At 57.5% G+C, this 12,181-nt stretch carries 11 protein-coding genes; 10 read left to right on the top strand and 1 reads right to left on the bottom strand.

From position 1 onward, the window contains the following. Window position 1: 1 nt before the first annotated feature. The 5 genes from RIN56_16245 (at window position 2) to RIN56_16225 (ending at window position 6,775) form a co-directional block, all read left to right on the top strand. Window positions 2-805: an EFR1 family ferrodoxin gene (locus RIN56_16245; GenBank protein ID MDR7868350.1), complete on the top strand. Its 804-nt coding sequence runs from the start codon at window positions 2-4 to the stop codon at window positions 803-805. Between the two features lie 541 nt (window positions 806-1,346). Then, window positions 1,347-2,642, top strand: coding sequence for a TrkH family potassium uptake protein (locus RIN56_16240; GenBank protein ID MDR7868349.1), 1,296 nt, complete (start codon window positions 1,347-1,349; stop codon window positions 2,640-2,642). Window positions 2,643-2,651: 9 nt separating this feature from the next. Continuing rightward, window positions 2,652-3,311, top strand: a complete 660-nt coding sequence (locus RIN56_16235) for a TrkA family potassium uptake protein (GenBank protein MDR7868348.1) — start codon at window positions 2,652-2,654, stop codon at window positions 3,309-3,311. 58 nt (window positions 3,312-3,369) lie between these two features. Then, entirely contained in the window at window positions 3,370-6,081 is a 2,712-nt protein-coding gene (locus RIN56_16230) for a sensor histidine kinase KdpD (GenBank protein MDR7868347.1), read from the top strand. Between the two features lie 4 nt (window positions 6,082-6,085). Further along, complete coding sequence (locus RIN56_16225; GenBank protein MDR7868346.1) at window positions 6,086-6,775, top strand: response regulator; 690 nt, start codon at window positions 6,086-6,088, stop codon at window positions 6,773-6,775. 224 nt (window positions 6,776-6,999) lie between these two features. Here RIN56_16225 and RIN56_16220 read toward each other — a convergent pair whose 3' ends face one another. Next, entirely contained in the window at window positions 7,000-7,413 is a 414-nt protein-coding gene (locus tag RIN56_16220) for a uracil-DNA glycosylase (protein MDR7868345.1), read from the bottom strand. Window positions 7,414-7,973: 560 nt separating this feature from the next. Here RIN56_16220 and RIN56_16215 point away from each other — a divergent pair. The 5 genes from RIN56_16215 (at window position 7,974) to RIN56_16195 (ending at window position 12,169) form a co-directional block, all read left to right on the top strand. Further along, a complete protein-coding gene (locus RIN56_16215) occupies window positions 7,974-8,669 on the top strand; it encodes a 4Fe-4S dicluster domain-containing protein (GenBank protein MDR7868344.1) in 696 nt (231 codons plus the stop codon). Window positions 8,670-8,684: 15 nt separating this feature from the next. Then, window positions 8,685-10,502, top strand: a complete 1,818-nt coding sequence (locus RIN56_16210) for an aldehyde ferredoxin oxidoreductase family protein (GenBank protein MDR7868343.1) — start codon at window positions 8,685-8,687, stop codon at window positions 10,500-10,502. 66 nt (window positions 10,503-10,568) lie between these two features. Next, a complete protein-coding gene (locus RIN56_16205) occupies window positions 10,569-11,030 on the top strand; it encodes a hypothetical protein (GenBank protein MDR7868342.1) in 462 nt (153 codons plus the stop codon). Beyond that, window positions 11,027-11,596: a hypothetical protein gene (locus RIN56_16200; GenBank protein ID MDR7868341.1), complete on the top strand. Its 570-nt coding sequence runs from the start codon at window positions 11,027-11,029 to the stop codon at window positions 11,594-11,596. Before RIN56_16205 ends, RIN56_16200 begins: the two co-directional genes overlap by 4 nt. Before the next feature lie 12 nt (window positions 11,597-11,608). Beyond that, a complete protein-coding gene (locus RIN56_16195) occupies window positions 11,609-12,169 on the top strand; it encodes a 4Fe-4S dicluster-binding protein (protein MDR7868340.1) in 561 nt (186 codons plus the stop codon). The last annotated feature ends 12 nt before the right edge of the window (window positions 12,170-12,181 follow it).

The raw sequence follows: 12,181 nt of genomic DNA, 5'->3' as shown, positions 1-12,181 counted from the left end.
TATGGCGATTAAGGCGGTATATTTTAGCCCTACGGGTACGACGAAAAAAATAATCCTCGGTATAGCTGAGGCACTCGCCGGCAGCATCGGCGGGGCGGTACATCGCTTCGATATTACCTTGCCGGATTCCCGGCGACATCCGGCGACGTTTTCCGCTGGCGATATCGTCGTCCTAGGCGTCCCTGTCTATGCCGGCAGGGTTCCCAACATACTGCTGAAATATCTGAACTCGCTGGCCGGCAATGGCGCAACGGCGGTTGCCGTCGCGCTATACGGGAACCGCAATTACGACGATGCCCTGATCGAACTGGCGGATATTCTTTCTTCGACCGGTTTTAAGGTTATCGCGGGCGGCGCATTTATCGGCGAGCACGCATTTTCCAAAACTTTGGCCCAGAACAGACCGGACGACAAAGACATGGCGATTGTAAGGGAATTCGCCGGCAGTCTGTCGATGAAGATAGCCGCGGGAAATACCGCGAACGTTGCGGTGAAAGGCAACAGGCCCTACCGGAAATACTATATGCCGGAAAATGAAAACGGCCAGCCTGTCGATATCAGAAAAGTGACGCCCAAAACAGCGGACCACTGTATTGACTGCAAGTTTTGCGCGGCCAAATGCCCCATGGGTTCGATCGACCCCGACAACGTATCGCGTATAAGCGGGATCTGCATAAAGTGCGGTGCTTGCCAAAAGCTTTGCCCGGTGCAGGCGAAATACTATGATAACGACGATTATCTCCGCCATAAACAAGAACTGGAACGGGATTTTGCGCTCCGGCGGGAACCAGAATTATTTTTATAAACATCCCTAAAGGGCTTAGATGAGTTTCGAGGTCTTCAAAACGTAGTGAGCACCTAAAAGAGCCAGGGCTGCACTAATAAGTACGGCCCCGGCGGCGTATTTCCACGGGCGGCCCTCGGCCGCCGGCCAGGACGGCTAGCGAGAGCATAGCTGAGACGCCATCCGAAACGCGCAGGCCGTGACCGCCTTCCCTGATAAGAAACGAGAGCTCAAAGCTCTCGTTTTTACATTTTCTTTACACCTATGCCATAATCCCAGACACTGTCTTAACATTGATTGGACTTATAATTATTCTGTTAATCAACCGCATATTAAACTGATCTGGTCAGTTATTCGCATGTACGGCGGGGAGCCGCCGGTTGTGTCCGAGGGGGGCGGGTGCTGGGCGTGATCAACTTGCGCCAAGTTCCCGACGGCGGCGAATGAGTATCCAGACCTCAGCGTTCTACTAAAGATAAGATTAGGAGCGGAGACTGTGAATTTTGCTTACACTATACCCCGATTTATTGACCCCGCCCGATGGCGGATGTCGACATACCAGATGCTGGTTTTGGGTTTTGCCGGACTCATTCTGGCCGGCGCGCTGCTGCTGATGACGCCGCTGGCGCTGCAGCCCGGAAAGAGCCTGAAATTCATCGACGCGCTGTTTACCGCCACCTCGGCGGTTTGCGTCACCGGCCTTGTGGTGGTGGATACGGGTACGCATTATTCGGTTTTCGGCCAGATGGTCATACTCACCCTCATCCAGGTCGGCGGTCTGGGGGTTATGACCGTGACCACCTTGCTGGCTGTCGCAGCCGGTAAAAAAATCAATCTGCGCGAAAGACTGCTGATTCAGGAAGCCACCAATCAGCTCGACCTTTCCGGGGTAGTCAAGCTTACGCTGACAATTATCAAAACTACGCTGGTTGTCGAGTTCATCGGCGGCTCCATCCTTGCTTTTAGGCTATATCAGGACTTCGGGCCGCAGGGGGTCTACTTCGGCTTCTGGCATGCCGTCTCCGCCTTCTGCAACGCCGGCTTCGACCTATTCGGTAACTACACAAGTATAACAAGCTATGTCGACGACATAACAGTGAGCGCTACGGTCGCCGCGCTGATAATAATCGGCGGCATCGGGTTCCCGGTAATCGCCGATGTATGGAATTACCGTCGGACAAGACGACTTTCCCTCCACAGCAAGATCGTTCTCCTTACCAGCCTTTTGCTTATTATCGGCGGGGCTAGCGTTGTATTTTTGGCCGAGTATACAAATCCCGACACGCTGGGTCAACTGCCGCCGTGGGTCATGATAATGGCCAGCCTCTTCAAGGCGATCACTGCCCGGACAGCGGGCTTCAATACTATCGACACCGGGGCTTTACGTGAGGGGACACTGCTCTTTATAATGCTTTTAATGTTCATCGGGGCATCACCGTCCTCCACCGGCGGCGGCATAAAGACCTCAACATTCACAGTTCTTCTTTGCGCCCTGGCTGCCTCGTTCCGGAGCCGCAAGGACGCGGAAGTATTCAGGCGCCGCATTCCGGAAGGCTCGGTCAATAAAGCTTTCATTTTGGCGATGATCTCTTGGAGCTGGGTACTGGTCTTATCCATGCTGATGTCCTTTACCGAAGATGCCCCGCTCATCAAGGTGATGTTCGAGGTGTTCTCGGCCTTCGGGACGGTCGGTCTGTCGACAGGAATTACGCCGACGCTTTCGCCGGTGGGCAAGGCTTTGATCATTTTAACGATGTTTGCCGGAAGAGTAGGAACCGTAACGCTCATAATGGCGCTGATTCTCCGAAAGCGCACGGGTAATATCCAGTATCCCGAGGGAAAACTGCTGATAGGATAGGTGTGCTAAATGAGAAAACAATACGCGGTAATCGGTCTTGGCAGGTTTGGACTCAGCCTTGCAGCCACGTTGGCGAAGGCAGGCAACGAAGTTCTCGTAATCGATACCAACGAAGATATTGTACAGAAGTATTCGGATCTATTCACCCATGCCGTTACGGCCGACACGACGGATGAACAAGCCATCAAGGCTCTTGGCCTGCGGAACTTCGACGTTGTTGTCGTAGCCATCGGCCATGATGTACAGGCCAGTGTTCTCACTACCCTTCTGCTGAAAGAGATTGGGGTCAAGTACATCGTGGCTAAAGCCGACAACCAACATCACGGAAAGATGCTGGAGAAGATCGGCGCGGACAAGGTGGTATTCCCCGAACGGGATATGGGCAAACGGATCGCCCACAACCTGATGGCCGCCGGCGTGGTCGAATATATTGAGGTCGCCCAGGATCTCGGACTGATGGAGACGGCTGTTCCGGCAAGCCTACAAGGGATAAGCCTGCTGGCTTCGGATTTGCGCCCCAAATACGGCATCACGGTACTGGGGATCAGACGTAATGGAAGGATATTGTTGTCCCCCAGCCCTGAAGAAGTTTTCCGGGAGGGGGATGCACTAATCCTAGTAGGTGACAGCACGGGTATACACCATTTTGAAAAGGATTACTGCGATTAGCTCGCGAAGGTTTATGTAATTTTTCAGAGGCGAGTGAGTGTTTCCGGAGGAGTGCCATATGCCGACAAGCAAAAGGAGAGACGACCGGTCCGACCCCGATGCTCTTCCGGAGACAGGCAGTAAGGAGGGGCGTGGCAAGCTCACTGTTTTTCTCGGCGCCGCCGCAGGTGTAGGCAAAACCTACACAATGCTGGAGACTGCCCATGAACGCCGTCGGGCGGGTACGGATATCGTCATCGGCTGGGCGGAAACCTATGGTCGCGAGGACACCGGGCGCCTGCTCGCCGGTCTTGAACGCATTCCGCCGCGGATAATCGAATACCGGGAAAAGCGCCTCGATGAGATGGACACCGACGCCATCCTGTCGCGCAAGCCGGAAATAGTGCTCGTAGACGAGCTTGCCCATACTAACGTGATGGGGTCGCGCCACGCGCGGCGGTTTCAGGATGTCGAGGAAATCCTCAACGCGGGAATTAATGTATATACCACCCTGAATATCCAGCACCTCGAAAGCTTGAACGACATAGTTGCCCAAATCACCGGCGTTGTCGTCAGAGAGACTGTCCCCGATCACATCCTTGAAGACGCCGATAGTATTCAGCTTGTCGATATACCGCCCGAGGACCTTTTGGAAAGGCTGAAAGAGGGCAAGGTATACGTTCCCGAGCAGGCTGATCGCGCTCTGAAAAAGTTCTTCCGCCCCGGAAACATCAACGCCCTCCGGGAACTTGCCCTCCGTTATACCGCTCGCCAGGTCGATAAGAATCTCAGCGATTATATGCGGGAGCAGCGTATCGAAGGGCCGTGGCCGGCGGCCGGCCGGGTCATGGTATGCGTGAGCGCCAGCCCCTTTTCAACCCAACTGATCCGGGCCGCTCATCGCCTGGCGGGCGGTCTGCAGGCGGACTGGCTGGCTGTGCATGTGGAGACTGCGCGCCGTATACCCTCTACAGCTGAGGAGCGCGACAGAGTCGCGTATAATATGAAGCTGGCTGAAGAACTTGGCGCCAAAACGATTAGCCTCCATGCGGATAATATCGTAGACGAGCTGCTGGAGACGGCCCGTACCCATAATGTGACGGCCATCGTCGTCGGCAAACCCGGCCACAGCCGGCTGGTCGAATTATTCCGGGGGTCGGTTGTCGATAAGCTTATCCGCCGAAGCGGCGGCATCAACGTCTACGTTATTCAAGCTGCCAAAGAGAAGGAGAAAAGGCCGGCTATAGTTACCAGGTCGTCAATCGAGCGCCCGGATTGGCGCCAGTATGGAGCAAGCCTGCTGATGGTCCTCGCGGTAACGGTAGTTGGTCTGGTGCTAATAGAGCGTATCGAGACGATCAATATCGCTCTTCTTTATCAACTGCCTGTAACCATGAGCGCGTATTGGTGGGGCCGTTGGCCGTCCTATTTTACAGCCTTAACCAGCGTTCTGTTGTTTGATTTTCTCTTTATTCCCCCGATTTTGACCTTTACTGTCGACGATATACGATATGCATGGAGTTTTATTACTTTCCTGATTGTCGCATTCGTCATCGGCGGCCGGACGGAACTGCTCCGCAACGAGGCTGCGCTGGCTCGGAAGAGAGAACGGAGCACTGCGGCCCTTTATAAGTTCAGCAAAGGGATTGCTGCGGTCGTCGACTTGGAAACGGTAGTCCGGGAGCTAGCCGTGCAGGCGGCTGATACGTTGGGACGAAAATTTCTGGTGCTGCTCCCCAATGACGAAGGCCGTTTGGTGGTTTGGGCTGAGCTTGAGCCTGGTTCGGAATGGCCTGAGGAAGGCCTCAGCCGAGCGCCCCTTGCCGACAGCAACGAGGCGGCGGTGGCTACATGGGCCTTCGAGCATAGGAAAGTAGCCGGCCGCTCGACGGAAACGCTGGCCGGCGCCAACTACCTTTATCTGCCACTGTCGACCAGGGATAATACCGTCGGGGTAATCGGCCTGCATATCGTTGAAAAACTGATCTCGCCTGAACACCGTCAACTGATGGAGGCTTGGGCGGGGCTGGCGGCCATGGCTATCGAACGGGTAATACTGGCGGAAAAAGCCCGTGAGGCGGCCCTGTTCGTCGAGTCGGACAAACTGCGCACCGCGCTATTCAACTCAATTTCCCACGAACTGCGTACGCCGCTTGCCTCTATCATGGGGGCGGCATCCACCCTTCTGGAGTCGGAGACCATCTATTCGGCGAACGACCGGCGGGAACTCATGGAGACTGTCAGGGACGGCGCCAACCGGATGGACCGCGTCATCGCCAACCTGCTGGATACCGCAAGGCTGGAAAGCGGCATGATGAAGCTGAAGAACGAGTGGTGCGACATCGAAGATATCGTCGGCACAGCGCTCAGGAGGATGCGCAGTTCGCTTTCCAACAGGACAATCACCGTCAATAGTCCCCCGGCTCTGCCGCTTGTGCGCGGGGACAGCGTACTCCTGGAGCAGGTAATGATCAATCTTGTCGACAACGCCAATAAGTATTCGCCTGGGGGTAAACCTATCGAAATCGCGGTTACAGCTGAGACTGGCCGGATAATGGTATCAGTATCCGACCGCGGGGTGGGTATACCGGCCGAGGATCTCCCGAAGGTATTCGACAAGTTTTACCGTGTGCAGCATCGGGCTATCCGCGCCAGTGGCACAGGGTTAGGGTTGTCCATATGCAAGGGTATCATCGAGGCGCACGGAGGAGAGATATGGGTGAATAACCGGGCCGGCGGCGGCACGACGCTAACATTTTCCCTGCCGTCGCATTCCGGGGAAAGCAGGTGAAGCTATGATCGAGAAGGGCCTTAAGGTTCTCGTAATCGATGACGAACCGCAGATTCGCAAACTTCTGCGAGTATCACTGGCTGCCCATGGATATGACGTGCATGAAGCTGCCGCGGGATTAGACGGCGTTTCTCAGGCTGTGGCGATAAAGCCGGATATCATTATCCTTGACCTCGGTCTGCCCGATGCGGACGGGAAGGAAGTCGTCAGAAGCATAAGGGAATGGTCGGATGTACCAATCATCATTCTGACTGCCCGCGAGCAGGAGCAAGAAAAAATCGACACCCTAGACGCGGGTGCTGACGATTATCTCACCAAGCCCTTCGGCGTGGGCGAACTTATGGCGAGGATGCGGGTTTCGCTCCGCCGGGCGGCGCATTCGGAAGACGAACCTGTTATACATTGCGGCGATCTGGCCGTCGACCTCGCGCAGCGGCGTGTCACGGTCGATGCCCGGGAAATCAAGCTTACCCCCACTGAGTACGATATTATCAAGGCGCTTGCCCAGCATGCCGGGAAGGTATTGACCCACAAGCAACTACTCAAGCTAGTGTGGGGAAGCAACTTCAACGAGGATACCCACTATATCCGTGTTTATATAAGCCAGCTGCGCCGTAAGATAGAGGAAAACCCGACCCAGCCGAAATACATCGTTACCGAGTCGGGGGTAGGCTACAGGCTGATAGGTAAGTGAGCTGAGGCTATTTCAGCCTCAGCGGATAAGGGAAAATGAATAACCCCACCGCCAGACCCAGGCAGAACATTGTTACTGCCGGGTAAGGGCGACTGACCAATCCATGATGTAGCACCCGCCTTGGATGTACGTCGGCTACATAGTATAAAAAACGACGCTCCGACTTGACCGGGAGCGTTAGAGAACTAAATATAATCTCGGCGTCAAAATGGGTAAGCTCAACTCTATCGGCCTTTTCGCCGCTCTTGCCTGCGGCTCTCGTACATGGCCAGCAGGTCGGGCTTTTCGGGGGAGGCGAGTTCGTACCCCGGCTCCAGTTCACGGCATTTCTCTACCGCTGCTTTGAGGTCGTAGAAGACTTCCCATTTCGCTCTTATCTGGTCCTGGCTGGCGAGGCGCAGGAGGTAGGCGGGGTGGTAGGTGGCGATGGCGGGGATGCCGTATTTTGTGTCGAACCAGCGGCCGCGGTCTTTGGTGATGCGGGCGTCGGGACCCATCAGATACTTCAGAGCCACGCTGCAGAGGGCGACGATTACTTTGGGCTTGACGAGGCCGAGTTCTTCGTCGAGCCAGTGGAGGGCGCAGATGCGCTCTTCTTCGACGGTGGGAGTGCGGTTGCCTTTGGGGCGGCATTTTATGATGTTGGTAGTACGTCAGTTATCTGCCGCAGGTTGTAAACCAAGTTGGTATCTAGTCTCTCGGGATATACAATGACCTTACTTATCAGTTCATCAAGGAGCATGTTTTAGCGGTTCGATCCCGCTTATCTCCAACAGTCACGACAAAGGCATCGCGGAAACGCGATGCCTTTGTTTTTTATTGTTGGCCGGCAAGCGGTCATGGCATACTCTCCTTCGCAAATTAATATGGTTTATAGGGCAAGTACTCATGGATAATTGCAGGAATATTCTTACGCATAAAGAATATCTCTCAGCATAATTACCAAATTTAACCATAAATGTATTTATATAGATTCCGTGTCCGGGTAAATGAGTGACGCTACCGGCCGGGCGAAGGCCGCCGTCACCAAAGTGCTTTAATAATCATACGGGGGGAGATGGGATCGTTTTGAATTCCGGCCGGCAACGAGGCTGAGGAGGGTCGTCCGGACAGATAGCCTCGGAACTGAATCACGGCAAACGGGAATGGCTGACTTGAGTGCCGTCAGCCGATTACACAAAAGGGAGGGGGATAAGCCATGAGTGAAAACGAGAAGAATCCGGAAGGCCAGGGCGAGCAAGATAACAGGTATATGTTCTTCACACGGCGCGAGTTCGTCATCGGGGCGGTGGCCGGCGCTGCGGTCGGCGCCGCCGTGACAGGCGTGTCGATGAAGGGGGGCCCTGCGACAGCTCCGGCCAAGCCCGGCGCGGTTTCGGCAAAACCGATCAAGGTGCCTAGCTACATAGCGGTCGATTACGCCAAGTGCACCGGCTGCCGAAACTGTGAGGTAGAGTGCGCGCTCTTCCACGACAAGAAGCTCGATCTCACGCGGGCGCGGATCAGAACCTACTACTTCAACCCGCCGGTGGATGTTCCGTCGCTGTGCGCCAAGTGCGGCGACGCTCCCTGCATCAAGGCCTGCCCCGAGAAGGTGGGTGCCATGAGCAAAGACAAGACGACCGGCGCGGTGCTTGTGGACGAGAAGAAATGCATCGCCTGCTGGGCGTGCATCGAGCCGTGCGCCAAAGATCGGACCGACGTTATCCGCAAAAGCAAGGACGAAAAGGTCATCGTCGGCATCTGCGATCTGTGCGGCGGCGACCCGAGCTGCGTCAAAGGCTGCCCGGAGGGCGCCCTGTCCATAGTGCCCGTCTACCAGGACGGCAAATACTTCGCCGCCAAGCCGGCCGAAATTGCCCGGGCTGTGGCCAAAAGCCTCTATAGAGCGTAAAGGGGGGGAGAGAAGATGGCGAACGGATACATGGGGAAAATCCTCGAAATCGATCTGACAAGCAAAAAGGTCGGAACGATAGACACTGACATGAAGATTGCCGAGAAGTTTGTCGGCGGCCGGGGAATGGGCGCAAGATACCTGTGGGAAAGGGTGAAGACCCCCGGCCTTGACCCGCTCAGCCCGCAGAACCCCCTGATGATATTCACCGGGCCGCTCACCGGCACCATCCTGCCCGGTCCTTCGCGGCTGGTTGTGTGCACCAAGTCGGCCAACACCTCGCCGGCGTCCTCGTCCTATCCAAAGGCGTCGACAGTCGCCTATTCCTGTATGGGCGGCCAGATCGGCCCCGAAATAAAATTCGCCGGCTATGACGGCATCATTATCACCGGCAAGAGCGAGAAGCCCGCCTATATCGTGATCGACGACAGCAAGGTCGAGATCAGGGACGCCGCCAAACTGTGGGGCAAATCCACCAACCAGACCGATCTGCTGCTCAGCCAGGAGCTGGGGCCGACCTTCCGCACGATGTACATCGGCCCGGCGGGCGAAAACCTGGTGAAATACGCGGGCATCATCACCGAGTCGTCGCGGGCCGCCGGCCGCTCCGGGGTCGGCTGCGTGATGGGCTCGAAAAACCTCAAGGCGATCGCCGTCCGCGGCACCAACATCGTGCCGGTGGCCGACATGGAAGGCCTGGTCGCGCTCCGCAAGGAAATGTTCAACGCCCTGAAGACCTGGAACGGCTACGACCAATGGCGGCGCTGGGGCACGGCGGCGATGCTGCTCGCCTCCAGCCAGGCCGGCACCCAGTCGACGAAAAACTTCCGGGAGGGCACCGACCTGCAGGGGGCAAAAATCGGCGCGCCCATTTCCGAGAAGGAATTCTGGGTCAAGCACCGTTCCTGCTTCCAGTGCCCGCTGCACTGCATGAAGATCGGCCAGGTGACGAGCGGCCCGTATAAGGGCACCATCGCCGAAGGCCCGGAATACGAGACAGGCACCATGCACGGTTCCAACTGCCAGGTCACCGATGTCGCCGGGATGATGAAATCTATCGAACTGGCCGACGATCTTGGCTTTGACAGCATATCGGTCGCCAACGTCCTGGCCTTCGTCATGGACCTGTACGACAAGGGCGTCGTCACCAGCGCCGACCTTGACGGCATCGAGATGAAGTGGGGCAATGTCGAGGGCATGATCGCCATGCAGAAGAAGATCGCCTACCGCGAAGGCGTCGGCGCCATCCTGGCCGAAGGCGTCAAAGCAGCCGCCGCCAAGTTCGGCAAGGATGCGGACAAATTCGCCATGCATATCAAGGGCCAGGAGATCGCCGCCTGGAACATCCCCGCCAACCACGGCTTCGCCATCGTCTACGGCACCTCCAACCGCGGCGCCTGCCATCAGGTAGGGCCGACGGTCGAAGAACAGCAGCGCCGCACGATGTGCGACACCGTCGTTATCTGCCGTTTCCTCTATTACGGCATCGGCACCGCCCTGTTCCAGAAGGCGCTCAACACCGTCACCGGCTGGAAGCTGGACGACGCGGCCTTCTTCCGCGTGGCCGACCGCATCTGGAACCAGGAGAAGGTCTTCAATGCCCGCGAAGGCTTCCGCCGTGTGGACGACTACGTGCCCAAGCGGATGACCACCGAAGCTTTCACTGCGGGGCCCAAGAAGGGGGCTATCCTGCCGCCTGAAAAACAGGAGCAGATTCTCGACGAATACTATACGAAGCGCGGCTGGGACACCAAGACCAGCCTGCCAACCGAGGCCAAGCTGAAGGAACTCGATTTGAGCGACCTTGCGCCCGTTGTGCAAGGTCTCAGGTAAGAAGACGGCCGTGTTGTGCCAGTTGGTTTTGCCAACTGGCACAACGATGTTAGAGGAGTGGCGTTCATGGAACGAGTTACGCCGGTAATGATGGGCGTGGTCGCCGCCGCGCTGGCGGTTGTGGCCCAGGCCTTTCTATGGGTGGTGCCGCCACCGGCTTACGGACTGTGCATCGTCTGTCACGGCCGCGATTTCGTCGTGTGGCTGACCGGCGCGCTGACCGGCCTGCCTGTCCAGGTGGCCGAGGCCAGCTCTGCCTGGCCGCTGCTGACAGTGCTCGGCGTTTTCCTCGGCGCCCGCTATGCGGCGGCTGAGCACGGCGAATACCGAGATCAATGGATCGAGCCCCGCTTCACTGCCTTTTTCTGCGGGATGGGTGTAATGATTCTAGGGCTGCTGATTATGGGCTGCCCGACAAGGCTGCTGCTCCGCGCCGCCTACGGCGACCCCATCGGCGCAACCGGCGCGGTTTTCGTGCTCCTCGGCGTGGCTGCGGCCACATTCGTGATGCGCAGGAGGGCTGGATGATGCTGCCGGCTTTCATCAGCCTCATTTTCGGGTTCATAATCGGCTACATGGCCCAGCGGTCGCGGATGTGCTTCATCGGCGGCCTGCGTGATTATATCCTCGTGCGCGACACCGCCCTGCTCAAAGGCCTTGTCGCCTTCCTCGCGACAGCGGCGCTGTTTTTCCCGCTCGCCCAGGCCATGGGCGGCGAAACGCCCGGCTACCCCTGGTACGACCGCGCGGGCAGGACGGCCGCGGCGGTCGACGCCGCCAGGGAGTTCTATATATTTGCCGCCTGCGTCATCCCCGACGAGGTGCTGCTGGCCATAAAACGTGCCACCGAAGTGCCCTTCCGCGGCGTTTCGCTGCCCGGCGGCCTGATGGTAAGCTACGCCGCCCTTATGTCCATCGCCTGCGGTCTGGGTATAGGCTACCTGTCCACCGTGGCCAACGGCTGCCCCGTGCGCCAGCATGTAATGGCCGCATCAGGCAACAGGAGCGCCGGTGTCTACCTTCTCGGCTTTTACGCCGGCGCGCTCGTCTATAACTATCTTATATTCCCGCTTATCAATAAATTATTGCAATAGGCGGTGACTATCATGCCTTATTCCCGTCGTACTTTCATCAAGATGACCGGCGCCGCCGCCGTGACGGTCGCGGCGTTCGGTTCCGCCAGCCTCCTTCCCGCCGAGGCCGGGCTCGTCAGGCCGCCCGGCGCGGTGGCGGAGAGCGATTTCCGGCACATCTGCCTGCGCTGTCACCAGTGTCTCGACACCTGCCCGGAAAAGGCGATCGCTTCGGCCCATCTCGGCACCGGCTGGAGCAATGTGGCCACGCCGCTGCTGGCGGACGGTTGTACGCTGTGCATGAAATGCACCGCGCGTTGCCCCTCGGGGGCGTTGGCAAGAATACCGGCCGCCGAGGCCAAGATGGGCACCGCCGTCATTCTCGAAAAGGAGTGCGTGGGCTGCGACAAGTGCATAAAACCCTGTCCGGCCGGCGCTATCAGCAAGGTGCCCGGCAAACGCCTTGTGGCCGTCGACCCGGCAAAGTGCACCGGCTGCTACACCTGCGTCAAAGCCTGTCCCGTCAAGCCGGTAGCCATTAAGGTCACGGCGGCGGGGGCCAGGCGTCCGGCCTTCTCGACCGCGAAAGCATAGAGGGTGAATGAC

The organism is Sporomusaceae bacterium (assembly GCA_031460455.1).
Lineage (GTDB): Bacteria > Bacillota > Negativicutes > Sporomusales > UBA7701 > Anaeroselena.
This window is presented reverse-complemented; position numbering and strand designations above follow the sequence as displayed.